Below are 26,101 nucleotides of genomic sequence, written 5' to 3'. Positions count from 1 at the left end.
AATACCAGAATGAACAGCCCTTGCCGGGGCATGCCCCGGCAAGGGCACCAACTCCCAACCCCAAATGAATTTCCAGACGTCAGGTTACACCACCTTGACACCGCCAACAACCGTTACGGAACTACTCATCGGGAAGCCTCCAAAAAACTTAATTTATGGTTTCCGAATAACCGACCCGATATTGCAAAGCAAGAAAAACTTCAGGGACATTCGTTAAAAATTCTTTGCAGCAATTCTAACAAGCGACATAAAACGGCAACATTTGCCTCATTTTCGGGCGACCCCAGCGGTTAATGTTTGATCGCCGCCGGCCGACCTTCTCGCCTGCTGCAGCGCAGCAAATGCCTGACACGAGCGTCAGCGTTAGTGCCGGATCGGCGACTCTGCATCGAAACGCAAGCAACTCCATAATGTAACGGGAAATCTTTCTAACTTACTTTTAGTATTATTTTTCCGACATGCGCACTATTTTCCATCAATTGATGCGCTCTTGCGACATCCGTCCAGGGCAATGTCTCAGAAATGACGGGCAGCACTGTTCCGGCCTCCAGCCACGACCACACGAAATCGTGAAGAGACTTGGCGATCGCGGCTTTCTCCACCGCGGTGCGGGGCCGCATGGTCGATCCCGTTACGGTCAGGCGCTTGACCATGATCGGCAGCAGATCGATGTCCGGTGCCACGCTGCCCTGCATGAAGGCGATCTGAACCAGGCGGCCGCCGCGCTTCAAAGCCTGCAGATTGCGGTTGGTATAGGGGGCACCGACCATGTCCAGCACCACATCGACACCGGCGCCGCCGGTCATCGCCTTGATATCGGCCAGGAAATCCGCTTCGCGGTAGTTGATTGCGCCAGCCGCGCCGAGATCGAGGCACGCCGCACATTTCGCCGCCGAGCCGGCCGTGGCGTAGGCCTTGGCCCCGAACGCGGTGGCCAACTGGATCGCGGTGACGCCGATGCCCGACGTGCCGCCATGGATCAGCACCGATTCGCCGGGTGCCAGCCGCCCGAGGTCGAACAGATTGGCCCACACGGTAAAGCAGGTCTCCGGCAGCGAGGCCGCCTGGATCGCATCGAAGCCGGCGGGCCAGGGCAGGCACTGGCCGGCGGGGATCGCGACATATTCGGCATAGGCGCCGCCGTTGCACAATCCGGTGACCCGATCGCCGATGTGCCAACCCGTGACACCCTCGCCCAGTGCCACGATCTCGCCGGCGGCTTCCAGCCCGAGAATCGGGCTGGCACCGGGCGGCGGCGGATAGGCGCCCTTGCGCTGCTGGATGTCCGGCCGGTTGATGCCCGCCGCCGCGACCTTGACCAGCACTTCACCCGGCTGTGGCTGCGGCACCGGGCCGGTGGTGAGGTGCATCACCTCGGGCCCGCCGGGGGTATCGAAGGTGACGTGACGCATCTGGGTCGGAACTGTCATGGCTCGGGTCCTTTTTGGGTTTGAGCTTGTGGCACGGCCGCGTTCACCGGCGCGCGCACTCTCTATATAGTGTGCACATGACCACTCAACCGCTCGTCTCGCGCGCCGCAAACCTCTCCCGCCGCACCTTGCTGGGCAGCGGCCTTGCGGTGGCCGCATCCCGGTCCGGCGCGGCGGCGGTGCGTAGCGCGGCACCATCATCACCGACGCTTGCAGCATTGTTTCCCGATCAGGGTGCCGAGGCATTGGCCGGGGATGAAGCCTGGCGGGGCGTGACGCTCGCGATCGCCGATGCCAACCGCGGCCGCAAGCAGCCGATCCGCCTGATCCGCGCCGATGCCACCGATCCCGCGCGCACGATCGCGACGCTTGCCAAAGCTGATCCGCCGGCCGCCTTCATCGGCACCAGTTCATCAACCCTGTCGTTCGTCGCGACGGCGGCAGCGGAACTCGCGAATATTCCCTACATCGAGCTCGATGCGCCGGCGGATGCCATCACGACGCGCGGCTTCAAGATGCTCGTGCGCACCGGCCTGACCAGTGCGGCCCTCGCCGCAACCACGACCACCGCGATCGCCGGGCAGATCGCGCCATCCTGGCGCAAGGCCGCGGGCGAACTGCGGATCGCGCTGTTGTTCGATGACGGCGCGACCAATGGCGCCTTCGCGGCCGCCATGCTCGATCTGGCGCGCCAGACCAAACTGCCGGTGGTGCTCACGCTCGGCTACGCGACCAATACGATGGATCTGGCAAGCGAGATCGGCCGGATGCAGCGCGCGAAGATCGACCTGCTGATCCACGCCGGCCGCACCGAGCACGTGCTGCTTGCGTATGCGGCGATGGCGACGGCGGGTTGGCGGCCGCGCATGATCATCGGCGCGGGCGGTGGCTATGCGATGTCGGGGCTCGGGTTTGCGCTCGGCCGGGCGATCGAGAACACCATGGTGGTCGATACGCCGCTCTATGATGTGTCAGGGCCGGCGGCGGCGATCGCGCGGGCCTATCGGGCGCGCTATGCGGCGCCACCGCGCAGCAGCGCGAGCTTGACCGCCTATGTCGGCGCGCAACTGGTGTCGGGCGCACTCGGGCAGGACAAGCCGTTTAGGGCGGCACTACTGGCGACCGACCGGCCGCGCGGCGCGCTCGCCAACGGGTGGGGCTGCGCGTTCAACGGACAGGGTCAGAACCGGGCGAGTTTCGCGACCTTGCAGCAGTGGCGCGGCGGGCGGCTGATCACGATCGACCCGACCATCGCCGGTGCCGCGCACCCGATCACCAGCCTATGAGCCGGGTTTAGCGACCGGCGGCAAAGCCGCGAAATAGGCCGCGACCGCCTTGATCTGGGCCGGGCTGAGCAGCACCGCGACATTGTGCATCAGATGCAGATTGCTCTCGTTGCGTGAGCCTTTCTGCCAATCCGTCAGCTGATTTTCGAGATATTGCGCCGGTTGGCCGGCAAGCCGGGGAAACGCCGGGGCGATTCCGAGGCCGCCGGCGCCGTGGCATGAATCGCAGGCCGGAATTGCATGGCTGGTGCCGATATCGGCGCCCTGCATCGCCAGCGTGGCGCCGATGGCATCGGTGGGGGCGGCGGGCAGTGATGCGGGGGCGACCACTGGCAGGCCATGGTAATAGGCTGCGATCGCCTTGCGATCGGCCGCGCTCAGCCCGTTTGCGAAGCTTTTCATGATGCCGTTGCGGCGGGTACCGTGTTTGAAGGCATACAACTGGCCTTCAAGGTATTCCGTCGGCTGGCCGGCCAGGGCGGGGAATCCCGCCACCGGATTGCCCATGCCGTTCGCCTGATGGCAGCCCGCGCATTGTGCCACCTGCGGCGGCGGTGCGGCCTGCGCGATGCCGATGCCGGCAGCGATGCCCAGCAGCGCGACGAACCCAGCTTTGAAACCGTTCATGCCATGTGTCCCCTGTAACGATTGCGCATGTCCCTACACCGTCGGCCCGTTCTGATCCATCCGGCAGGCCGGCGGCGCGGGCGGAATTGGCAGGGTGGCGCTCGGTTTGAGCGCGAAATCGGTGCAGGCCGGCCCCTGGATCGTGCCGGTCAGCACGGCACCGCCGGCACCCACCGTGCCGGACAGGCCGGTCCACACATAGAACTTCGGTTGCGACAGCCAGCGCGTCGGGCTCAGGTGCAGGCGCCTTGTGGCGGGGTCGAAATGCCCCTGCATCGAAAAACAACCCTGCGGCACGTGCGGGTTGCTCGCCAAAGCGTGGAAATAAAACACCGCGCGCACCTGCGTCGGGCTGATCGCGGTGATCTGGAGTGCCAGCGCGGTCTGGCCCTGGGCGCATTTGTAGCGCCCCTGCCATAGGCCGATCGGCGGCAGGGTGGCGGCGAGCGCCGTGCCGGTCAGGCCGGCGGCGAGACCTAAGGCGGCGACAGCGCGGAACAGGGTATGTGCCATGCTCATGTATTTAGGCGGTCGGATCATTTCGTCCATGACCCGGCGAGGGCCGACGTGACGATCGATGGCGTCAGGATCTGCGGCAGGATTTCGGGCGGCGCGTGATCGGGCGGATAGAACACATAGAGCGGCACGCCGTCGCGCCCATGCGCGGCGAGATAGCGGGTGATCGCCGGATCGCGCCGCGTCCAGTCGCCGGTCATCAATGTCACGTGATGCGCGCGGAAGGCGGCCTGCACGCGCGCGGGGGCGAGCGCGACGCGCTCGTTCACCTGGCAGGTGATGCACCATGCCGCCGTCATGTCGATGAACACCGGCTTGCCCGCAGCGCGCAGGACCGCGAGGGTTTTGGGCGAAAACGCGACGGCTGAGGGAAGGGTTGTATTGGCTCCCTTCCCGGTGGCACCGGCCGGGATGATCCGCGGCAGCAGCAGCGCCGCCGCGATCAGCGCGACAATGGCAAGGCCGCGCGCCACGAGGCGGCGAAACCGCAGCAGCCAGACCGCGAAGCCGATCAGCACGGCGCCGGCCCCCACGATCAGCACGCCGCCGGCGCCCGCTTCCAGCGCCATGACCCAGAGCAGCCAGATCGCGGTCGCAAACATCGGGAACGCGAGGAACTGGCGCAGCACATCCATCCACGCGCCGGGGCGCGGCAGCAGGCGGGCGATGCCGGGGCTGAGCGCGATGAGCAGGAACGGCAGCGCGATGCCGAGGCCGAGGGCTGCGAAAATACTCAGCCCGAGGATCAGCGGGGCGGCGAGTGCGGCGGCCAGCGCGCCGCCCATGAACGGTGCGGTGCAGGGCGTCGCGACCACCACCGCGAGCAGGCCCGTGGCGAAACTGCCGAGCAGGCCGCCGCGCGCGGCGAGGCCGGCGCCGAGATTTTCCAGGCCGGAAATTTCAAACGCGCCCGCGAAATTCAACCCGACCGTGAAAATCAGCCAGGCCATGATCGCGATGAACGCCGGCGACTGGAACTGAAACCCCCAGCCGACCGCCGAGCCCGCCGCGCGCAGGGCGAGCAGCACGCCGCCGAGGGCGAGCATCGCCAGGATGGCGCCGGCGGTATAGGCGAGCGATTCGGCGCGCGCGCGGGCCCGGTCGTCATGACCGAGGCGCGCCACCGCCAGCGCCTTGATCGCTAGCACCGGAAACACGCAGGGCATCAGATTCAGGATCAACCCGCCGAGCAGGGCCCCGCCGATCCAGACATACCAGGGCGTGCTGGTCAGCGGTGCCGGGGCCGCGCCCGGTTGCGCCGCGATGCGCAACGCCTGGGTCTGGCCCGAGGGATCGGTGATTTCCAGCACGCCGGCCAGTGATTTCAGCGGTTTCTTGGCATCCGCCGGGTGCAGCGCGAGGGTGAAACCGCCTTTGACGAAGCCGAGCGTCTGCGGTGCGGCGTTGACGATTGCCGCCGGATCATCGGGGTAGACATGCGCTGTCTTGACGGCGGCGCGATCGAGACCCGATCCGGTGATCGCGAGGATGCCGTCGGGCGCGATGATGGCATGGAACGGCGAGACGCGCGGCATTTCGGCCGCCGCCTGCGCGAACAGCGGCGCCTGTGGCGAAGCGCTGGCACCGCCGGGCAGCGTCAGGTTGAACGTGCCATGTTCGGGGACGCAGATTTTCGGGTTGCAGACCAGCCAGTTCGCGGTCGCGGCAATGTTGGTGACGCTGGCTTGCGGCAGATGCAATGTGAAGGGCAGCAGGGCGGTGCCGGTTTCAGTATAATCGCCCACGCCGCTCGCCACCAGCCAATGCGGCGCGGGATAGGCGAAGGGGCCGGAAGTGGCACCCTTGGGGGTGGTGATCGCGATGCTCGGCGGTTCACCGGCATCGCCGGGATCGGACCAGTAGATGTGCCAGTCCGGCTTGAGGCGGAATAGCAGGCCGAGTTTCACGCTGGTTCCCGCCGCTTCATTGGTCGCCGAGACCAGCGAGACGGTCGCGCGCGAGGAGACGACCAGGTTGCTTTCCGCGGCGTGCGCCGGGGTCGGCGCGAGCAGCCAGAGGGCGAACAAGGGGATCAGCCGGTGCATCCATCGCATCGGTCGATTATCGCACGGGACGCGGTTCGGTGCTAACCGGCCGGGCCATGGATGATCTGCCCGTCACCGCCATGCTGCCCGCGCTGCAAACCGCTTTGGCGACGCAGCCGAACGCGGTCCTGATCGCACCACCCGGCGCCGGCAAGACCACGCTGGTGCCGCAGGCGCTGCTGGCGGCGGATTGGGTGGGCGATGGGCGGATCGTGATGCTGGAACCCCGCCGCCTCGCCGCACGGGCGGCGGCGGAGCGGATCGCCTCACTGATCGGCGAGGCGCCGGGCGGGCTGGTCGGCTATCGGACCCGCCTGGACTCTGTGGTCGGGCCGCGCACGCGGATCGAGGTGATCACCGAGGGGTTGCTGACCCGGCGATTGCTGACCGACCCCGGGCTCGACGGGGTCGCCTGTGTGATTTTCGATGAAATCCATGAGCGCAGCCTCGATGCCGATCTGGCGCTGGCGCTGACGCTCGATCTGCAGCGCGGCTTACGGCCGGAGCTGCGGCTGCTCGCGATGTCCGCCACGATCGACGGCGCGCGACTGGCCGGTTTGCTGCAGGCACCGGTGATCGAAAGCGCGGGACGGATTTATCCGGTCACCATCGAATACGCGGCGCGCGACCTCGCTGATCCGCGCGATCTGCCGGACGCGCTGGCACGCGCGGTGCGCACGGCGCTGGCGGCGCATCGGGGTGATATTCTGGCGTTTCTGCCGGGCGTGGGAGAAATCCGCCGCGCGGAGGCCGCCTTGGCCGGGGTGGGTGTGACCGTGCTGCCGCTGTTCGGCGATCTGCCGCCGGGCGAACAGGCGCGGGTTCTGGCGCCTTCCGCCACAAGGCGCGTGATTCTGGCGACCAGTATCGCCGAAACCTCGCTCACCGTGCCGGGGGTGCGCGTGGTGGTGGACGGCGGCTATCGCCGTGCACCGCAGTTCGATGCCGGGCGGGCGCTGACCCGGCTGGTGACACGGCGGATCAGCAAGGCCGCCACCACCCAGCGGGCCGGCCGCGCCGGGCGCGAGGCACCGGGCGTCGCGATCCGGCTCTGGACCGAGGCATTGCAGCGCGGCCTGCCGGAGTTCGACCGGCCAGAGATCATGGAGGCGGAATTGTCATCACTCGCGCTGGCGTGCGCCGCCTGGGGCGAGCGGATCGGCGACTTGCCGTTCCCCGATCCGCCGCCGGACGGCGCGGTGGCGGCGGCGCAGGCGCTGCTGGGCGAACTCGGCGCGCTGGATACGGGCGGAAAAATCACCGCGCGCGGCCGGCAGATGGCGGCGCTGGGCGCTTCGCCCCGGCTGGCCGCCCTGATGCTGGCGGCGACCACACCGGGTGAACAGGCGCTCGCCGCCGATATCGCGGCGCTGCTGGAGGAGCGCGATCCGCTGCGTGAGGCGGGCAGTGCGGAGATTCTGCTCCGGCTGGAGGCGATTGCCGGGCGCGGCGTGGGCGATCGGGCAGCACTAGCCCGCATCCGCCAGGCTGGTGCGACCTATCGGGCGCGGCTCGGGCTGCGACGGGATGAAGCCGCCGCGGGCGATGCTGCCGTGCTGATCGCGGCGGGGTTTCCCGACCGGGTGGCCGCAAGGCGCGGCGAGCCGGGCAGTTTCCGGCTGGCGGATGGCGGCGGCGCGAAGCTCGATCTGGCCGATCCGCTGGCGCGGGCACCGATGCTGGCGGTGGCATCGCTCGGCGGGCGCGGCGCTCCCAGGATCGGGCTGGCGACACCGCTCGACCCAGCGGTGCTGGAGACGCGGCTGGCAGCGCTGGTGACGACCAGCCGCGATGTCGCGCTCGAGGGGACTTCGGGTGCCGTGATGTTGCGCGAGCGGCGGCGGTTCGGCACCATCGTGCTGTCCGATCGGAGCCTGCCGGCCAGTGCCGAGGATATCGCATCGGCGCTCCGGGCGGCGGTGGCGGCAAAACCCTCCCTGCTCGGCTGGACCGATGCAGTGCGGCAATTGCAGGCGCGGGTCGGCTGGATGCGCTCGATCGAGCCTTCGGACTGGCCGGATTTCACCGATGCGGCGCTGATCGCCGATTTCGAGACATGGTTGTTTCCCTATCTGGCCGGACTATCGCGCCTGAAGGAGGTCGCTGGCCTCGATCTGGCGGCGATTTTGCGCGATGTGCTGGGGCATGAGCGGGTTCGCGCGCTGGCCCAGGCGCTGCCCGAGCAGGTTGCCGCACCCGGCGGTCCGGCGACGATCGATTATGAGGCGCCGGTGCCGGTCGCCTCCGCGCGGGCGCAGGTGTTCTATGGTCTGGATGCCACCCCGAAACTGGCGGATGGGCGGATCGGCTTGCAGATCGCGCTGCTGTCACCCGCGCAGCGGCCGATTGCCGTCACGGCTGATCTGGCCGGGTTCTGGCGCGGCGGCTGGCTGGATGCGCGCAAGGATATGCGTGGGCGCTATCCGAAGCATGAATGGCCGGAGGAACCGTGGCACGCCCCGGCATTGCCGCGGCGGCCACGATCCTGATCAGCCGGTTACTTCGAGGTTGCACCCGCATCCGCCGGCGGCGGGGGCGGCGGCGCGCCCGGACCGCCGTCTGGTCCACCCATCGGGCGCATCATGGCGTGGCGCATGCCCGGGCCGCCGTGCGGGCCGTGATGCCAGCCCGGTCCCGGGCCCATGCCGGGGCCGTGCGGCGGGCGGGGCATCGCGATGCGCGTCAGATCCTTGAAATCGGCACCGATCTGCTGGACCATCACCACCGATCCGAGCGCGTTGGTGGTGCCGAAGCCGACCGCGGCGATCTTGTCACCCGGCTTGAGCAGGTTGGCGACCGAGGCCTTTGCGATGGCCGGGGGCGGCATGTGCAGCGCGGTGCCGTCATCGAGCAGGACGCCGTTCTTCTCGCCGCGCGGGCCATAGAGATATTGTGCGACCTTGCCCTGAACCATCATGCGGGTCGGCGCGCCGTGGTGATGCGGGCCGAAGCCGGCCGGGGGGCCGTTATCGGTGACGGTGTGGCTGCCATCGGTGATCGAGACGCCCTGCACCACCGGTTCCTTCGCGGCTTTCAGGCCATGGATGGTGACGCTGTCGCCCTGTTTCACCGCATAGGCGATCTGGGTGGACAGATAGGGGGGGAACATCACGTCCGTGCCGTTCGACAGGATGACGCCATCGATCGCGCCGCGCGGGGTGATGGTGAAGTGCTTGACCGTGCCGGTGTAGCTGGGCAGGGCATCCGCGCCGGTCGGCGTGGTGGCGGCGCTGGCGAAGCCGGCGCCGAGCAGGCCCGCGGCGGCGCCGGCGAGGAGTAGGGATTTTATCCGTGTCATGTCTGGTCTCCTTACGGCCGGGAGAGTCCGGCCTGAACCGAGCATTGCATGCGCCGTGCCAAGTTTTATCCTGTTGAAATCGCTTGATTTTTTATGTCGCGATCACGCCTCGTCGTCGGGATTGCCGACAGCGGGTGTCGGCAGATCCGACATGATTGCCGTGCCGTACCGGTTGATCCGGTCATACAGCGCCTGGCGGCTGATGCCGAGTGCGCGGGCGGCTTCGGTGCGGTTGCCCTGGGCGCTGATCAACGCGGCGCGAATCAGTGCGATTTCGGTGGCGGCCACGGCTTGCGGCAAGTTTGTGGCGACGGCCGATGCCGCACCGGGCGCAACAGGGGGGTTCAGTGCGAGATCGGCCGCGTCGATCACGCCGGACGGGGTGAGGCTGGCGGCGCGTTCCAGCGCATTGCGGAGTTCGCGGACGTTGCCGGGCCAGGGATAGGCGAGCAAGGCGCGCTCGGCGGCCTCGGTCAGGGTGGGGGGGTGCGCCGGGCGCAATTCATTCAGGATATGGCGGGCGAGCAGCAGGATATCGGCACCACGGTCGCGCAGCTTCGGCACCTCGATCGGGATCACCGCGAGGCGGTAGTACAGATCGGCGCGGAATTGGCCGGATGTGACGCGGGCTTGCAGGTTCTGATGGGTGGCGGCGATGATGCGCGCGTCGATTTTCACCGGCGCGCCGCCGAGCGGCGTGACCTCGCGCTCCTGCAACGCGCGCAGGATTTTCGCCTGGGTGGCCAGCGGCATGTCGCCGATCTCATCGAGCAGCAGCGTGCCGCCATCGGCCTCGCGGAACCGGCCGCGCTGGGCTGTGGTGGCACCGGTGAAGGCACCGCGCTCGTGGCCGAACAACTCGGATTCCAGCAGATCGGCCGGGATGGCGGCGCAATTGACCGCGATGAAGGGTTTTGCCGCGCGCGCGCTGAAGCGATGGATGGCCTGGGCGACCAGTTCCTTTCCGACGCCGGTTTCACCAAGGATCAGTACGCTGGCATCGCCGGCGGCGGCCAGGCCAATGCGTTTCTGGACGTCGCGGATGGCGGGGCTGCTGCCGATGATGGTGCCGGGTGCTGCGGGTTCGGCGCGTGCCTGCGGTTCGGCGTGGCGGAGGGCGGATTCCAGCAGGGTTTGCAGCGTGGCGCGGCCGACCGGCTTGGTCAGATGATCGAACGCGCCGAGGCGCATGGCATCGATGGTGTTATCGCCGGTGGCAAAGGCGGTGAGCACCACCACGCGGGCGGTTGGCTGGGCGGCGCGGATGGCGCGGAGGGCGGTGATACCGTCGATTTCCGGCATCCGCAGATCAAGAAACACCAGGTCGGGCAAGGTTGCGGCGATGGCGGTGATGGCGGGGCCGGCGCGGTCATACGCGGTGACGGCATGGCCGAAATCGGTCAGCGTTTCGGCAAGACTGTCGCGAAACCCCGCATCGTCATCAATGATGCTGATGGCGGCCATCAACGCGAGCCAAGATCGTCGCTCAGGCGAGGTCCCGAAGGCCAAAAGTTTTTTGGTTCTTTTTTACAAAAAAGAACTGCTTCTTTACGTTTCACCCTTAGCCTCCGGCAGTGTAATGACAAACGCAGCCCCCACCGTGGCCGGCGCCTGCACCAGCGTACCACCTTGCGCGCGGATCATGTCACGCGCGATGGCGAGACCGAGGCCGATGCCGTCGGCACGACCGGTTGTGAAAGGCTCGAATGGATCGCCGAGCGCGGGGTCGATGCCAGGGCCGGTATCGGCGATGGTGATGGTAAGGTTTTGGGTGGCCTGGGCGGTGATGGTTATACTGTCCGTCGGTGCACAAGCCGCGATGGCGTTGCGCAGCAGGTTTTCGAGCGCGCTGCGCGTCAGGATTGGGTCGAGCGGCCAGATGATGCCGGTTGGGTCGGCGGTCATGCTGACGGCGACGGGTCCGCCGATCGCGGCAGTGATCAGCGCATCGAGATCGGTGGCACGAGGCTGCGGTGATGGCGTGGCAGCGAAGCCGAGCAGGCTGGTGGTGAGGGCTTCAAGCCGCGCGGCTTCGACCAGAATACGATCGAGCGCCGCGGCCCGGCGGGCAGGGTCGGCGGCGGCAAGACCGGTTTCGGCGCGCAGGCGGATGGCACCGAGCGGATTGCAGATTTCATGGGCGAGGCCCGCCGCCATTCGTCCAAGCGCGGCGAGGCGTTCGGATTGCGCGATCCTGGCGCGAGCGGCATCGAGCCGTGTGGTCGCGGCGTTGAGTGCGTTGATCAACCGGTCGAGCTCGGCTTCGCCAGTGAGGTCGAGCAGGCCTGGCTGGTCGGACGCGAGGGCGGTCTCGACCCCGGCAAGGCGGCGCGAAAAGCCGAGCACCAGCCGGGCCAGAAAACCGGCCGAAGCCAGCATTGTCACGAGCAGGACGGCAAGCCCCCCGAACGCGATGCGGGTAAAGGCGGATCGCAACAGATCGGCCTGTAGCACCGTGACCGCGGCGATATTGGCAACCGGCGTACCGAGCGGGCCGCCGAGCGGGCAGGTCGCAATCGTCGTGCGGTTGAGAAACCCGCCCTTGGTGGTCACGATCAAGCGATCCGCCGCGATGGCATCGTTGATCTGGTCGGTCACCACCGACGAGAGTGCGGCGGGAATCGTGCCATACATGGCGGCGACGCCTGGATTCGCCGAAGGGTCGGACGGTTCGATCGCCGCGACAATACCCCGCTCGCGGCGCAGCGCGACCAGCAGGACCACGCGCAGACCGGCGCGGAAGGCGGCGGCATCGGGTGCGGCATCCATGTTTGCGGTATAGAAATCGTAATGCGCGGTAATCGCCTGGCAGGCACGAGCGGCAACCGCACGGTCACGCTCGCGATGCGCCGCGGCGGTTTGCCGAAACAGGCCGATGATCAACACCGCGACGACCAGCGAGCCGAACAACGACATCAGCCACAGGCCGAACAGGCGGGCGCGGAGGGATATGCTCATGGTGGGGCCGCGGCGTCGGGCTTGAGGTCGTGAGGTACCGGAAGTGCTTCTTTCTTGTAAAAAATAAGCAAAAAACTTTTGTTAATGTGGGGCATGGGTGGTTTCGTCGGCGGGGGATGAATTGGTGCTGCTGGTTTCGCCGCTCGTTGGTTCATCAATGATGAGCACCGCCTGTCTCGCCGTTCGCCGCGCTTCATTCGTGATCCGCCATCGAAAAATACCGGTATTGATGGCCAAAGGATTGCGAATCACGTTAGACGCGCTGGAATTGCCGTCGCGCGCGGCCTATAAGTGTGTCGGACGTATTCCAGACGAATTTCCGTGGAGGATTTGATTATGCGTAACATCGGAATTTTAAGTGTTGCATTTGCCGGCGCGTTTGTCGCCCCCGCAGCCTGGGCCCAATCGGCCGGGCCATCGGCGTCGCAGATCATTCAGGCTCTGAAGCCGACCAGTCATCTGTCGGCAACGACGCGCGGCATCGTGCCGTTGCAGCCCGGCAGCACGACACCTTCAGCCAAGTTGCACGGCACTGCGAGCTCTCCGGCAGCGATGCGCGTGAGTGGCGCACGGTCCGCCGCGCCTTCGATCAATCTGAACATCGATTTCGCACTGGGTTCGGCACAGCTGACACCGCAGGCGATCACCGAGCTCGACCGTTTGGGCCACGCGCTGACCGACTCCACCCTGGCATCCTACAAATTCAAACTGGTCGGCCACACCGACACGACCGGCGGGCCTGCGACCAATATGGCGCTGTCGGACGCACGGGCGAAGGCGGTGGACCAGTATCTGCAGTCGAAGTTCAACATTGCGCCGACGCGGCTCGCCGCAACGGGCGTGGGTGAACAGGATCTGCTGGTGCCGACCGGGCCCAACACGCCGGAGCGGGCCAACCGCCGCGTTCAGGTCATCAATCTGGGCAAATGAGCGATCTGCGGCGCCGACGATAGGGCGATGGCGCCGCTGAAACCGAGCCGGGTCCAGCCCCAGGCAGATGATACGGTGCGGATCATACCGCAGACGCGCCCTCGGCCAAGTGGTCGCCTCTGGTTTGCCGCCGCCGGCCTCGTCGTTCTTTGTCTCATCGTCGGGGCGATCTTGCTTTGGCCGCGGCCCGCACCGCTCCCGGTCGTTGGTGAATCGACGATCTTTCATCATGTCGGCCGGCATTTCGCCGTATTCCGGTTCGCCGATGACCGGCAGGTCCTTGTTATCGACTGCCCCGACCTGCATGCCCAGGGTCTGATGTTCGACCGCATCGCCGCGCTGATCGAAAAATCCGACGCGCCAAAAGACCATGTGATCAGTACTGCCGCGTTTCGTGCGGCACTCGTCGCGGCCGACCTGACCATCGGCACGTATTATTATGGCGACGATTATCCCGCCCGCGCGCTGCGCAAATTCTTCCGCCTCGCGCAGGCCGAACACCGGCATCTCAACCCGCAAGAGCAGCGGCTGCACGAAATCGCGGCGGCTGCCGGTTTCCTGAAGCCGGGGGCGGCTGGCGCGGTGATTTCGATTCCGCAGGCGGGCGCCGGCCACCGCGTCGGGCTGCGCGCGCGGGCGGTCATCCTGCGCCATGAATTGTCCCACGGCGCCTATTTCACGATCCCCGCTTATCGCGCCTTCGTGCACCACTTCTACACCACCGCGCTCACCGCATCCGAACAGGCAGCCTTTAAAAATTTTCTGGTCCGGCAGGGCTACGATGGCGACGAGCACGGCCTGATCGTGAACGAAACGCTGGCCTATCTGGTGTTCACCCGCGACAAGGAATTCTTCCGCGCCGAAGTCGTTGGAATGTCCGATGCTCGCGTTGCAATGTTGCGCGCGGAGTTCATTGCGATGATGCCGGACATCTGGCTGAAACCGTTGGCGACCGCGCCGTTGCCGGGTGGTTGAGATCTGTGCGGGAGCAGGGAAAGGCTAAAGCAAGTACTTCTTTTTTATAAAAAAGAAGCAAAAAACTTTTTGACTCTGGGGCACGGGCGTTTTCACAGGCACGCGCCCAAGTTAACAAAGTTTTTTTTGCTTCTTTTTTGTTCACAAAAAAGAAGACCCTTCCCTCCCCTCGCCCGCGCACCAGCCCTTGCCGGACCTTGCCGGACCGGGCAGTTTCCCTGTCATACGCACTGAACCGGTGCGACACATTGGGGGATGTTGAACGATGAACGGTGCGGAATCTCTGGTTCACACGCTGATCGCCTGCGGAATCGACACGGTGTTCGCCAACCCGGGCACCAGCGAGATGCATTTCGTCGCGGCGCTGGACCGGATTCCGGGGATCACCTGCGTGCTGTGCCTTGATGAAACCGTCGCCTCGGGGGCGGCGGACGCGTTCTGGCGGGTGAACCGGCGACCGGCGGCGACGCTGCTGCATTGCGGCCCGGGCCTTGGCAATGCGCTGGCTAATTTGCATAACGCGCGGCGCGGCCGCTCTGGCATCGTGAATATCGTGGGTGATCAGGCGACCTATCATCGGCCGCTGGACGCGCCGCTGACCGCCGATACCGAGGGTTGGGCACGGTCGATTTCTGGGTTTCTGCGCACCGCGACCAGCGCCGCAACGGTCGGGCGCGACGCGGCGGATGCCGTCGCGGCGGCGTGTACCGGCACCATAGCGACGCTGATCCTGCCCGCCGACACCGCTTGGACCGAGGGCGGCGTGATCGGTGCCCCGCAACCGGTGGGGGCGCGGCCGGTGCCGGCCGCGGCGACGATTGCCGCGGTGGCGGACGTTCTGCGCTCCGGCGAGCCCGCCATGCTGCTGATGGGCGGACGCACGCTGAACGATGCCACGCTGCGTGCGGCAAGCGCGATCGTGGCCGGCACAGGTGCCAAAATGCTCGCGGAAGTGTTCAATGCGCGCATGGAGCGCGGCCAGGGACGCCCGCCGATCGAGCGCATCCCCTACCCGATCGACGCGGCCATCGCCTCGCTCGCGGGAATCAAGCACCTGATCCTGGTGGAGGCGAAAACGCCAGTCGGGTTTTTCGCCTATCCGGGCAAGCCGGGGCCGCTCGCGCCGGCCGATTGCGCCATCCATGTGCTGGCGCCGATCGATCAGGATGGTTCGGCCGCGATCGCGGCGTTGCAGGCGGAACTCGGCGTGGCACCGGTCGAAATCGCCGTGACGCCGAAACCCGCACCGGATACCGGGGCGATCGCGCCGGAGGCGGTGGCGAGCTCGCTGGCCGCCCTGCTGCCGGCGGACAGCGTCATCATCGACGAAGGAATTTCGTTCGGCCGTGGGTTTTCGCGCTTCACCCACGGCGCCGCGCCGCATACATGGATGCAGGTGCCCGGCGGCGCGATCGGTGGCGGGCTGCCGATGGCGATCGGCGCGGGCGTCGCCCTCGCGGGGACCGGGCGGCGAGTTGTTGCCATCCAGGCCGATGGCTCGGCGATGTACAGCATCGCCGCATTATGGACCGCGGCGCGCCGGCAACTTGATATCACCTTCGTGATCCTGGCCAATCGCAAATACGCGATCCTGCTGCATGAATACGCCGGCGTGGGTGCCAATCCGGGACGCACAGCGATGGATATGCTCGACCTGGGCAATCCTGATCTCGATTTTGTGAAACTGGCCGAAGGCATGGGCGTTGCCGGCGCCCAGGCGGCGGATATGAAAGCGCTGAACGCGCTGCTCGCGGCCAGTTTCGAACGAACAGGCCCATTTCTTATCGAGTTATTAACGATTTAATCGTATCTTTCAGGGAGATCGGTTCGATCGTCGCAAACAATGGATTCGGCGGTTGACCACGGTTTTTGAGTACGGCAACAATGAGGAGCCATGATGCTGACACAGACTGACGGCATGTGACCGCTGGGCGGGTGGTCCGTCCGTGAATTCGATTTCCCCAATCCGGGACGCGTTATGGCAAGTTCCACCGTTCGCCGCGATAGCTCACAACGCTTCATCATCGGTTTGAAGCGCCGGTTGAACGCCGTCACCATCGATGCGCCGATGCATCTGCGCGCTCTGGTGCGCACCGATGAATTGTGGCTGGCCGCGCTGGCAATCCTGGTCGGCGTGTTGGGTGGCATCGCTGTCTTTGTGATGGATTTCTTCAGCCATCATTTTCACTTCTGGTTTTTTGCCCTGCCACACCTGGGTGAGGGATTATCGCAACAAACCCATATCGACCCGATCCGCGCCATGTTCGTGCCGATCCTCGGCGGCGCGCTGCTCGGCTCGATCACCTGGCTGCTCGCGAAATACCGGCCGGGCAACTTCATCGATCCGGTCGAGGCCAATGCGCTTTACGGCGGCAAATTGTCGCTGCGCGATTCCGTGATCGTCGCGGCGCAGACCGTGCTGTCCAACGGCGTCGGCGGATCGGTCGGGATGGAAGCCGGCTACGCGCAGTTCGGCAGCGGCCTCGCCTCCTGGGTGGGTCAGCAATTCCGCCTGAGACGCAACGATCTGCGCATTCTGGTGGGCTGCGGCGCCGCCGCCGCGATCGGCGGCGCGTTCAACGCCCCTTTGTGCGGCGCGTTCTACGGCATCGAACTGGTGATCGGCACCTATTCGATGACCAGCCTGCCGCTGATCATCATCGCTTCACTGACCGGCACGCTGGTCGCCGACATGCTGATGGATGGCGGGGTCAAATCGCTCGACGTCGTGCTGCCGAGCGTGGTGCCGGGCTACGCCTATCCGCTCGCGATCATTCTGGGGGTTACCGCCGGGTTCGTCGGCATCGCGATCATGCGCGGCGTCACCTCGATCGAGGCGGGGTTCCGCCGGGCCGGCGTGCCGATCTGGCTGCGGCCGATCCTGGGCGGCGTCGTGGTCGGGCTGCTCGGCAGCATCACGCCGAAAGTCATGGCCTCGGGCAACTCATCGCTCCACACCCAACTCGCCGTGGTCTATCCACTGCTGCTCGCGGTCACGCTGCTGGTGATGAAATCGACCGCCTCGGCCTTCTCGATCGGCTCGGGTTTCCGTGGCGGTCTGTTCTTCGCCGCCCTGTTCATGGGCTCGCTGCTCGGCCGCGCCTATGGCGATATTGCCGTGCTGCTGCCCTTCGCGCATGGCGTGCCGATCGGCTTCTACGCCGTGGTCGGCATGGCCGCACTGGCGGTGGCCATCGTCGGCGGCCCGATGACGATGACCTTCCTTGCCCTCGAAAGCACCAATAATTTCAGCATCACCGTCGCCGTCCTCGGCGCCGCCATCGCCGCCTCGCTCACCGTACGACGCGTGTTCGGCTATTCTTTCACCACCTGGCGGTTTCACCTGCGCGGCGAAAGCATTCGCAGCGCCGTCGATATCGGCTGGATCCACAACCTCACGGTCGGTCGCATGATGCGGCGCACCCAATATACCGTACACGAGGAAATGGATATTCCGGCATTCAAAACCGAATATCCGCTCGGGCGGACGCAATACGTCGTCGTGCTCGACGTCGACGACAAATATGTCGGCCTCGCCTACCCCTCCGAAGCGCAAACGCCCGGCGAAGACGATCCCCATACAATCCACGACATATTGCGCCACCAGGACGATTTCCTGCTCCCGCAGGCAACCGTCAAAGAAGCCATCAAAGCCTTCGAACGATCGGAATGCGACGTGCTCGCCGTGCTCGACGGACCGGAAACCCGGCGCGTGCTGGGCGTGCTGACCGAACAATACGCCCTGCGACGCTATAGCGAAGAACTCGACCAACGCCGCCGTGAGTTGTCGGGCGAGTGAAGCAAGCAAGGCCAGAGTCTCTGCCCCTGCCCCCCTGCCTTGCTTGCTTACGAGCCCTACCCACAGGCATATGCGCCCGGCGGGCGCGTCAGCCGCGCGGGATGCGGATGACGAAGCGGGCGCCGGTGATGGTGTTTGTGCTGTTGCGGCGGTTTTCGGCGGTAATGCGACCGCGATGGGCTTCGATGATTTGGCGCGAAATAGAGAGGCCGAGGCCTGAGTGGCTGCCGAAACTCTCGGTCTGGGGGCGTTCGGAGTAGAATCGGTCGAACACGTCGTTCAATTTGGCGTCGGGGATACCGGGGCCTTCGTCTTCGACGGCGATTTCGATGGTATTGCCGGTTTCGCGGCCGCGGAGCCAGATTTTGCCGTTTTGTGGGCTGAACGAGACGGCGTTGCCGATGAGGTTGCGCAGGACCTGGACGAGGCGGCTTTCGGCGCCGCGGATTGTGAGGCCTGAGGCTGGCGCGTCCAGCACCAGGACGGGGTCGTTGTCCTTGCGGGTGGCGTCGTGGATTTCGGCCAGGGCGGAGAGGATGGGGGCGAGGTCGACCGGTTCCATGGCGGTGCGCGACATTTCGGAATCGAGGCGCGAGGAGTCGCTGATATCGGAGATCAGGCGATCGAGGCGTTGGACGTCCTGGGCGATGATGTCGAACAGGCGGGCGGCGCGGACCGGGTCGTCCATGCGGCGGATGGTTTCGATGGCGGAGCGGATGGAGGAGAGCGGGTTTTTGATTTCGTGGGCGACGTCGGCGGCGAAGCGTTCGATGGCGTCCATGCGGGCCCAGAGGGCGTGGGCGGAGTCGGCGAGGGCGCGGGCGAGGGTGCCGATTTCATCCTGGCGGGCGGCGATGGCGGGGGGCACGGGTTCGGCCAAGGCGGCGCGGCCTTCGCGCAGGCGGCTGGCGGAGACGGCGAGGCGGAGGAGCGGGGTGGCGATGGTGCGGGCGAGGTAGGCGGAGAGCAGCACGGTGAGGACGAGAGCGAGGACGAACAGGCCGAGGATGGAGACGCGGATGGCGAAGACGGCGCGATCGACTTCGGTGGCTTCGCGGGTGAGCAGGACGACGCCGACGGATTGTTTGGAGCGGATGATGGGTTCCGCGACGGTGACGAGCAGGCGGCCGTCGGGTGCGCGGCGGATGAAGGGGGCGGCCTGGTGGTCGGGTTTGGCGCTGGTGAGGCGCAGGGCTTCGCGCACGCTGGGTTGCCAGCCGAGGCCGGCGGCTGCGCCGTTGGCGCCTGTGGTTTCGGTAGCCGGGTTGGGCAGGAAGGCGAGGAACTGGTCGTAGAGGAAGCTGACGGCGCGGGCGAAATCGCCGCGCGGGTGGACGGAGGGGAGTGGTTCGGTGATGATGGCGCCGCCGGGGCCTTGGCGGATGCGCGAGTTGGCGATGACCTGGCCGTCGTTGCCGTAGATCAGGGCCTGGGCGTTGGGGGTCGGTTCGATCAGGCGGTAGAGCAGCGGGCGGGCGAGGTCGGGGTTGATGGTGGGCTGGTTGGCGGCGTTGGTCTGGACAGCGGATTCGGCGAGGGCGCCGGCGTAGATGCGGGCTTGTTCGCGGAGTGCGGTGACTTCGGCGGTGAGCAGGCCGTGCTGGTATTGATCGAGGTAGAGCAGGGCCGCGACGATGAGGGCGAGCGGCAGGGCGTTGACCAGCAGGATGCGGCGCAGCAGGGGCGAGATGCGCCAGGGCGATAGGGCGGGGGCTGGCGTGGTCATGCGGATAGGGTCGCGCAGTGAAACCAACTGCGCGCTAGATTAACAAAAGTTTTTTGCTTCCTTTTTACGAAAAAGAAGTCCTTGCTGCGCCTTTCCGCCTGTGCCCGGGAACCCAGCGCCATCATGCCTCTTTGTAGCGATAGCCGATGCCATAGAGCGTCTCGATCTGGTCGAACTCTTCATCGAGGGCGCGGAATTTGCGGCGGAGGCGTTTGATATGGCTGTCGATCGTGCGGTCGTCGACGTAGACGCTTTCACCGTAGGCGGCGTCGATCAGCTGGTCGCGGGATTTGACCATGCCGGGGCGGGCAGCGAGGGCTTTGACCAGCAGGAATTCGGTGACGGTGAGCTGGATATCCAGCCCTTTCCAGAGACATTGGTGTTTGGTTTCATCGAGCGTGAGGTTGCCGCGCGCGATCAGCCCGGTGGGGGCGGCGCCGGAGCCTTCGGCGCGGCTGGCCTCGTTGCGGCGCAGCAGGGTGCGGATGCGTTCCAGCAGCAGGCGCTGGCTGAAGGGTTTGGTGATGTAGTCATCGGCGCCGAGGCGCAGGCCCATCAATTCGTCGAGTTCGTCGTCCTTGCTGGTGAGGAAGATGACCGGCATGGCGGAGCGGGCGCGCAGGCGTTGGAGCAGTTCCATGCCGTCCATCCGCGGCATTTTGATATCGAGCACGGCGAGGTCGACCGGGCGGGCCATCAGGCCCTGGAGGGCGGATTCGCCATCGGTATAGGTGCGGACCAGGAAGCCTTCCTGTTCCAGCGTCATCTGGACCGATTCAAGGATATTGCGGTCATCGTCAACCAGGGCAATTGTATGTTTCATCGTCTCTGCTTCAGCGGGGATTTGGACGTAACAATGGTGCAGTGACGTGACGGGAATAAGGCAACAATGCAAGACCTGAGGGAACCACAGAACGACATCCATCGTGAAGCGCGGCTGTTGCTGCGGGCTGCGCGGGCGGCGAGCCTGGCGGTGATCGAGGATGAGTATCCCGCGCTTGCGCTGGTGACGCCGGCGGTGACGCTGGATGGCGCGGTGATCGTGCTGCTGTCGCAATTATCGGCGCATACCCGGGCGCTCGATCGGGATGGGCGATGTGCGTTGATGGTGAGCGGGGCGGCGACCGAGGTCAATCCGCAGACCAGCCCGCGGCTGTCGCTGGTGTGTGATGCCGAGCGGTCGGACGATCCGGCGGACCGGGCGCGGTATTTGGCGGTGCATCCCTATGCCAAGTTTTATGCGGGTTTTGGCGATTTCGGCGTGTATCGGCTGAGCACGGTGGCGGCGCGGTATGTCGGCGGGTTTGCCCGGGCCGCGACGCTCGATGTGGCGCGGCTTGGCCCGATGACCGAGGCGCTGTGCGACGAGGCGGCGGCCGAGGCGGCGATGGCGGCGGCGAACCGGGAGCGGGCCGGCGAGATCGATGCGATGGCGCATCGCCATGGCGGTGCCGGGGATGGCTGGCGGATGGTGACGCTGGACGCCGACGGGTTCGATCTGGCGCGTGAGGATCGGGTGTTGCGGGTGGCGTTACGCCGAAGCTTGCGCGTTTACGGCGAATTAATGATCGAAATGAACAATATCGCGCCGCCGACGCAGGTATGAATTGCGTGTTTCGGGTTTGGCAAAAGCCGAAAGGCGTTTCATATATGCGTCTAACGACATTGCTGATCAACGAATCCAAGGGAAGTCCATCGACGTGAACGCATCCGATCATGCTGCCATCGACAGTACCGTGCACAACGCCGCCTATCTCGCCTGCTCCGGCGTGGGGCGGGTTGCGGTGCTGCACGCCAATTTGACCGCGCCCGCGCTGGTCGCCCATGCGATCCGGCGCGGCGAGGGGCGGCTTTCGGCGGATGGCGCGCTGATGGTGCAGACCGGCGTGCATACCGGGCGTTCGGTTGCCGATAAATTCGTGGTCGATGAGCCTGCCACCACCAAGGATATCTGGTGGGGCAAGGTCAATCAGAAACTGTCGAGCGCGCATTTCGCGACGCTGAAGGGCCGCGTGCAGGCGTATTTGCAGGATCGCGAGATTTTCAGCCAGGATTTGTTCGCCGGCGCCGATCCTGACAACCGCATCTGCGTAAGGCTGATCACCACCAACGCCTGGCAGGCGCTGTTTGCGCGCAACATGTTCATCCGCCCGAAGACCAGCGAATTGGCCGGGTTCACGCCTGATTACGTCATTCTGCACGCGCCGGAATTCGAGGCGGACCCGGCGATCGATGGCGTGCGCAGCAGCACGGCGATCGCGCTGTCGTTCGCGGAGCGGAAAATCGTGATCGCGGGGACGCAATATGCCGGCGAGATCAAGAAATCGATCTTCACGGTGATGAACTGGATGCTGCCCGAGCGCGGCGTGCTGCCGATGCATTGCAGCGCCAATGTCGGCAAGGATGAGGACGTCGCGCTGTTTTTTGGCCTGTCCGGCACCGGCAAGACCACGCTCTCGTCCGATCCGGCGCGGCGGTTGATCGGGGATGACGAGCATGGCTGGGGCCAAGGCGGGATTTTCAACTTCGAGGGCGGTTGCTACGCCAAGGTGATCGATCTGTCGGCGGAAGCGGAGCCGGAGATTTTTGCGGCGTCGCACCGGTTCGGCACCGTGCTGGAAAACGTGGTGGCGGACCCGCGCGGGGTGGTTGATCTGGCCGACCGGACGCTGACCGAGAATACCCGCTCGTGCTATCCGATCGAGTTTATCCCGAACGTGGAACGCTCGGGGCGTGGCGGGCAGCCGAAGCATGTGGTGATGCTGACCGCCGATGCGTTCGGCGTGCTGCCGCCGCTCGCGAAACTGACGCCGGCGCAGGCGATGTATCATTTCCTGTCAGGCTATACCGCCAAGGTGGCGGGGACGGAAAAAGGGCTCGGCCGCGAGCCGCAGGCGACGTTTTCGACCTGTTTCGGCGCGCCGTTTCTGCCGCGCGAGCCGCGTGTGTATGGCGAATTGCTGGCCAAATTGATCGCCGAGCACAACGTGTCGTGCTGGCTGGTGAACACCGGCTGGTCAGGCGGCGCTTATGGCACCGGCAAGCGGATGCCGATCGCGCATACCCGCGCGCTGCTGAACGCGGCGCTTTCAGGCGCGCTGGATGATGCCGGTTTTCATCCCGATCCGGCGTTCGGCCTGATGATCCCCGATGCGGTCGCGGGCGTGCCGGGCACGCTGCTCAATCCGCGGCAGGCGTGGGCCGATCAGGCGGCCTATGACCGCCAGGCGGCGGAGTTGATCGGCCGGTTCGAGGCGAATTTCGCGAGCTTTGCGGACGGGGTCGATGCCGACATCCGCAAGGCCGCGATCCGTTCGGCGGCGTAGAGCGCGAGACTACCACTCGAATTTTGCCATGACGGCGGTTGGGCGGCTCGCGAAGCGGATCATTTCGCCTTCGAGTGCTGCATCGTCGAGCCCGGCGATGATGCCGGTGCGGACCAGCACGCTCGCGCAGCCGCGCGCGGCGGCGCCGGCGATATCGTGTTCGATACTGTCGCCCACGCCGAAAATACGCGCGCGCGGCACGCCGGGCAGCAGGGCGAACGCCGCCTGATAGAGTTTCGGGTGGGGCTTGCCGTACCAGCGGACGAAGCCGCCCTCGTTGCGATAGGCTTCGGCGAGGGTGCCGGCGCCAGGGTGCAAGGTGCCGCCGGCCAGCATCAGCCGATCGGGGTTGGTGCAGACCAGCGGCACGCCGCGCGCGATGCCGGGGCGGATGTTCGCCCAGAGCGCGTCGTAACCGTAGCGATCGGTCTGCGAGCCGGCCAGCATGATCAGATCGGCTTGTTCGATGCTGTCGACCGCTTCGATGTCGAACCCATCGAGGATGTCGAGTGCTGGATCGCGCGCCAGCAGCAGCACACGGCAGCGGCTTTGCAGGCAGGGCAAAGGGTCTTCGTGCAGCGCGGCCCAGCCGATTTCACCCGAGCAGAGCGAGGCATCGTAGCAATCGGGCGTGAAGCCCATGGCATCGAGCCGGGCGTTGTTGTTGGGGGCGCGGCGGCCAGAGTTGGAGAGCAGAATGATCCGCTTGCCCGCGGCACGGATCGCGCGCAGGGATTCGATGGCGCCGGGATAGGGGCGTTCGCCGTCGTGGATCGTGCCGAACTGGTCGATCAGGAACGCATCGGCATCCTCGGCCAGGGCGGACAGGCCGGGGATTTCGCCTACCCGCATCATGCCAGCCCCCGCAGCGCGAGGCGCGCGGTGCCATAGGCGGCCTCGGTCTGGGCGGCGGCGGTGACATTGACGCCCAGAATGCGGGCGCGCAGCGCGGTCCATACCGGGTTGACCGCACCGCCGCCGACCGTGAGGACGCGGCGCAGGCGGGGCGCGCCGAGGGCGGCCAGCCTGCGGTATCCCAGCGCCTCGATCCGTGCGAGGCCTTCGAGCAGGCCGTGCAGGAACAGCGCATCGTTCGCCGGGCGCGGTGACAGGCGTGGTTCGAGGGTGGCGTCGCTGATCGGGAATCGCTCGCCGGGGGCGGGCAGCGGGTAGTAGTCGAGCCCGGAGTCCCGGCGCGGATCGATGCTGCGGCTGAGGTCGCCGATCTGCGCCGGGGTGAAATAGCGCGCGAGCACCGCCGCGCCGGCGCTCGATGCGCCGCCGGGCAGGAAATTGCCGAGCAGCCGATGGCTGTAGACGCCGTAATCCGGCGCGAACACCGGCTGGTTTGACAGGAGTTTGAGCGTCAGCGTCGAGCCCAGTGCCGTGACGCCATCGCCCGGCTGGTCGGCGCCGGTTGCGAGGAAGGAGGCGCAGCCATCCGTGGTGCCGGCGACCAGGCGCAATTCGGGGTCGAAGCCGAAACGCGCGGCGATGGCGGCCGCGATCGTGCTGAGGATTGTGCCGGGTTCGACCACGCGGGGCAGCGCGACGGGCAGGGAGAGCTGGTCGATCCAGCCCGGCCAGGCGCCGGCGACCGGATCGTAGCCGGTTTTCAGCGCATTATTGGCATCCGAAACGCCGAGTGGTCCGCCCAGGCGATGCGTGATCCAATCCGCTTCGTGCAAGGCCAGATGTCCGCTGGCGGGTTCTGCGCCATCGAGCAGGCGGGCCAGCGGTGAGGTGGTGCCGTGGGCGGCGCTGTCGCGCGGGGCGATTGCGGCGATGCGCGCGACGGCGGCCGGCGTCGCCTGATCGTTGTAGAGTGTGGCCGGGCCGGTCGGCGCGCCGGCGGCATCGGTCATGATCATGGTGCCGGACGTACCATCGACCGCGAGGGCGGCAATGGCGGCCATGTCGATCGACGGGCGCAGCGCATCCAGGGCTTCGCCAACCGCGCGCCAGATTGCAGCGGGGTCGCGCCTGGCCTCGGCCGCGATGCGGGCACTGCCCTGGCCCTGCATTGCGCCGGCCGGATCGATCGCGACCGTGCGCACGCCGGAGGTGCCGATATCGATGCCGAGGGCTAGCATGGGTTCAGCGGCGGCAGGCCGGTGATGAACCGGTGGATTTCGGTCGCGATCATGCTGGTGGCGACGCGCACGTTCTCGAGCGAGGCGCCGGCGATATGCGGGGTCAGCGTGACGTTCGGCAGGTCGAGCAGCGCCCAGTCATCGGGCGGCGGTTCGATGCTGTAGCAATCGAGCGCTGCGCCGCCGAGCTGGCCGGACGCGAGAGCGTCGGTCAGTGCCGCATAGTCGATGATCGCGCCGCGCGTGGTGTTGATGATGATCGCACCACGCTTCATTGTGGCGATGGCCGCGGCATCGATCATGTTGGTCGTCTCCGGCGTGACGCGCGGGTGCAGCGTAATGACATCGGCGGTGGCCAGCAGCGTGGCGAGCGGGCAGAGCGTGACGCCGGCGGCGGCATCCTCCGGGGCGAGGGTTGCGTAGGGATCGGCCACGATGATCCGACAGCCGAACGGTGCGAGCAGCTTGGCCACGCGCCGGCCGATCTGCCCGTAGCCGACGATGCCGACCGTGAGTTCCCGCAATTCACGCCCGGTGCGGTCCGCGCGGTAGAGATCACCGCGCCAGATGCGCCGGCGCATCCCCTCGTGCGCGACGGTGATCTGGCGCGTCTGGGCGAGGATGCAGCCGATGGTGAATTCCGCCACCGCGCTGGCGTTGCGGCCGGGCGTGTTGACCACTTCGATGCCGCGCGCCTTGGCCGCCGCGCGGTCGATGTTCACCGGGCCGCCGCGCACGCTGCCGATCAGCCGCAAGCGGGGCAGACGCGCGATGACGCTGGCCGAGAGCGGGGCGAGATGCGTCACCACCATTTCGGACTCGCCGATGAAGGCTGCGATGTCATCCGGATCGCCGAGGAACTCCCTGATGCCGGCAAGCGCGGGTGCGTCGCTCGCTTGCACCATCGGCTGATCGGGCCAGGGCAGCTGCATCGACCGCACCGCGACCGCATCGCCGCAGGCGGCGTGGATGGCGGATTCGAACATGGCGGGCAGCATGAAATCATCGGCGATGACGGCGCAGCGCCAGGTCGGTTCGCTCAAGGGCTCATCTCCTGAAAAGCGGCGAAACCGTGCCAGATTGCGGCCATGG

22 protein-coding genes are annotated in these 26,101 nt (G+C 66.5%); 10 read left to right on the top strand and 12 right to left on the bottom strand.

Going from position 1 to position 26,101, the window contains the following annotated elements:
- Positions 1–294: hypothetical protein (locus BW994_RS19995; RefSeq protein WP_217696457.1), on the top strand; the 294-nt coding region annotated here is incomplete at its 5' end.
- 134 nt (positions 295–428) lie between these two features.
- Here BW994_RS19995 and BW994_RS11305 read toward each other — a convergent pair.
- Complete coding sequence (locus tag BW994_RS11305; RefSeq protein ID WP_029311719.1) at positions 429–1,430, bottom strand: NAD(P)H-quinone oxidoreductase; 1,002 nt, start codon at positions 1,428–1,430, stop codon at positions 429–431.
- A 77-nt stretch (positions 1,431–1,507) separates the two neighbouring features.
- Here BW994_RS11305 and BW994_RS11300 point away from each other — a divergent pair, with 77 nt between their 5' ends.
- Positions 1,508–2,716 carry an ABC transporter substrate-binding protein gene (locus BW994_RS11300; RefSeq protein ID WP_051657321.1) on the top strand — a complete coding sequence of 403 codons (1,209 nt, stop codon included), beginning with the start codon at positions 1,508–1,510 and terminating at the stop codon, positions 2,714–2,716.
- Here the strand turns inward: BW994_RS11300 and BW994_RS11295 are convergent.
- The 3 genes from BW994_RS11295 to BW994_RS11285 are packed head-to-tail and all read right to left on the bottom strand — an operon-like array spanning position 2,711 to position 5,904.
- Positions 2,711–3,343: a c-type cytochrome gene (locus tag BW994_RS11295; protein WP_029311721.1), complete on the bottom strand. Its 633-nt coding sequence runs from the start codon at positions 3,341–3,343 to the stop codon at positions 2,711–2,713. The genes BW994_RS11300 and BW994_RS11295 overlap by 6 nt on opposite strands.
- 33 nt (positions 3,344–3,376) lie before the next feature.
- Positions 3,377–3,862: a hypothetical protein gene (locus tag BW994_RS11290; protein WP_139334089.1), complete on the bottom strand. Its 486-nt coding sequence runs from the start codon at positions 3,860–3,862 to the stop codon at positions 3,377–3,379.
- A gap of 17 nt (positions 3,863–3,879) precedes the next feature.
- Complete coding sequence (locus tag BW994_RS11285) at positions 3,880–5,904, bottom strand: protein-disulfide reductase DsbD family protein (protein ID WP_029311723.1); 2,025 nt, start codon at positions 5,902–5,904, stop codon at positions 3,880–3,882.
- Positions 5,905–5,960: 56 nt separating this feature from the next.
- Here BW994_RS11285 and hrpB point away from each other — a divergent pair, with 56 nt between their 5' ends.
- Complete coding sequence (gene hrpB / locus BW994_RS11280) at positions 5,961–8,393, top strand: ATP-dependent helicase HrpB (protein ID WP_035228782.1); 2,433 nt, start codon at positions 5,961–5,963, stop codon at positions 8,391–8,393.
- A gap of 8 nt (positions 8,394–8,401) precedes the next feature.
- On the opposite strand, the gene BW994_RS11275 is transcribed toward hrpB, so the two are convergent.
- The 3 genes from BW994_RS11275 to BW994_RS11265 all read right to left on the bottom strand — a co-directional run bounded on the left by BW994_RS11275 (position 8,402) and on the right by BW994_RS11265 (position 12,160).
- Positions 8,402–9,202, bottom strand: a complete 801-nt coding sequence (locus BW994_RS11275; protein ID WP_076454574.1) for a hypothetical protein — start codon at positions 9,200–9,202, stop codon at positions 8,402–8,404.
- A gap of 102 nt (positions 9,203–9,304) precedes the next feature.
- Positions 9,305–10,666: a sigma-54-dependent transcriptional regulator gene (locus BW994_RS11270; RefSeq protein ID WP_029311726.1), complete on the bottom strand. Its 1,362-nt coding sequence runs from the start codon at positions 10,664–10,666 to the stop codon at positions 9,305–9,307.
- 84 nt (positions 10,667–10,750) lie between these two features.
- Positions 10,751–12,160 carry a sensor histidine kinase gene (locus BW994_RS11265; protein ID WP_029311727.1) on the bottom strand — a complete coding sequence of 470 codons (1,410 nt, stop codon included), beginning with the start codon at positions 12,158–12,160 and terminating at the stop codon, positions 10,751–10,753.
- Positions 12,161–12,284: 124 nt separating this feature from the next.
- Here BW994_RS11265 and BW994_RS19250 point away from each other — a divergent pair, with 124 nt between their 5' ends.
- From BW994_RS19250 to BW994_RS11245, 5 genes are all read left to right on the top strand, one after another.
- On the top strand, positions 12,285–12,494 hold the full coding sequence (locus BW994_RS19250; protein WP_139334088.1) for a hypothetical protein: 210 nt from the start codon (positions 12,285–12,287) through the stop codon (positions 12,492–12,494).
- Between the two features lie 2 nt (positions 12,495–12,496).
- On the top strand, positions 12,497–13,090 hold the full coding sequence (locus tag BW994_RS11260; RefSeq protein ID WP_029311728.1) for an OmpA family protein: 594 nt from the start codon (positions 12,497–12,499) through the stop codon (positions 13,088–13,090).
- 171 nt (positions 13,091–13,261) lie between these two features.
- Positions 13,262–14,065, top strand: coding sequence for a hypothetical protein (locus BW994_RS11255; RefSeq protein WP_139334087.1), 804 nt, complete (start codon positions 13,262–13,264; stop codon positions 14,063–14,065).
- Positions 14,066–14,330: 265 nt separating this feature from the next.
- Positions 14,331–15,869: an acetolactate synthase large subunit gene (locus BW994_RS11250; RefSeq protein WP_029311730.1), complete on the top strand. Its 1,539-nt coding sequence runs from the start codon at positions 14,331–14,333 to the stop codon at positions 15,867–15,869.
- A gap of 174 nt (positions 15,870–16,043) precedes the next feature.
- Positions 16,044–17,864, top strand: a complete 1,821-nt coding sequence (locus tag BW994_RS11245; protein ID WP_029311731.1) for a chloride channel protein — start codon at positions 16,044–16,046, stop codon at positions 17,862–17,864.
- Positions 17,865–17,952: 88 nt separating this feature from the next.
- Here BW994_RS11245 and BW994_RS11240 read toward each other — a convergent pair whose 3' ends face one another.
- Both BW994_RS11240 and BW994_RS11235 read right to left on the bottom strand, forming a co-directional pair.
- The gene (locus tag BW994_RS11240) at positions 17,953–19,590 is read right to left on the bottom strand and encodes a sensor histidine kinase (RefSeq protein WP_029311732.1); all 1,638 of its coding nucleotides are present in this window, start codon (positions 19,588–19,590) and stop codon (positions 17,953–17,955) included.
- 121 nt (positions 19,591–19,711) lie between these two features.
- Positions 19,712–20,413 (bottom strand): response regulator transcription factor, encoded by a 702-nt coding sequence (locus tag BW994_RS11235; protein ID WP_029311733.1) that lies wholly within the window; start codon positions 20,411–20,413, stop codon positions 19,712–19,714.
- A gap of 66 nt (positions 20,414–20,479) precedes the next feature.
- Here BW994_RS11235 and BW994_RS11230 point away from each other — a divergent pair, with 66 nt between their 5' ends.
- Positions 20,480–21,196, top strand: coding sequence for a HugZ family pyridoxamine 5'-phosphate oxidase (locus tag BW994_RS11230; RefSeq protein WP_029311734.1), 717 nt, complete (start codon positions 20,480–20,482; stop codon positions 21,194–21,196).
- 94 nt (positions 21,197–21,290) lie between these two features.
- Positions 21,291–22,916: a phosphoenolpyruvate carboxykinase gene (locus tag BW994_RS11225; protein WP_081849070.1), complete on the top strand. Its 1,626-nt coding sequence runs from the start codon at positions 21,291–21,293 to the stop codon at positions 22,914–22,916.
- A 9-nt stretch (positions 22,917–22,925) separates the two neighbouring features.
- Here the strand turns inward: BW994_RS11225 and BW994_RS11220 are convergent, their stop codons facing one another.
- Genes BW994_RS11220 through BW994_RS11210 form a run of 3 tightly spaced genes read right to left on the bottom strand, consistent with a single transcriptional unit; the run spans position 22,926 to position 26,052 of the window.
- Entirely contained in the window at positions 22,926–23,771 is an 846-nt protein-coding gene (locus BW994_RS11220) for a TIGR01459 family HAD-type hydrolase (protein ID WP_245594104.1), read from the bottom strand.
- Complete coding sequence (locus BW994_RS11215; RefSeq protein ID WP_029311737.1) at positions 23,768–25,009, bottom strand: FGGY-family carbohydrate kinase; 1,242 nt, start codon at positions 25,007–25,009, stop codon at positions 23,768–23,770. The genes BW994_RS11220 and BW994_RS11215 overlap by 4 nt, the downstream gene beginning before the upstream one ends.
- Positions 25,003–26,052: a 2-hydroxyacid dehydrogenase gene (locus BW994_RS11210; protein ID WP_029311738.1), complete on the bottom strand. Its 1,050-nt coding sequence runs from the start codon at positions 26,050–26,052 to the stop codon at positions 25,003–25,005. The genes BW994_RS11215 and BW994_RS11210 overlap by 7 nt, the downstream gene beginning before the upstream one ends.
- Between the last annotated feature and the right edge of the window lie 49 nt (positions 26,053–26,101).

Source organism: Acidiphilium rubrum, assembly GCF_900156265.1.
Lineage (GTDB): Bacteria > Pseudomonadota > Alphaproteobacteria > Acetobacterales > Acetobacteraceae > Acidiphilium > Acidiphilium rubrum.
Note: the sequence above shows the minus strand (reverse complement) of the source record. Positions and strands in the feature narration are given on the sequence as shown.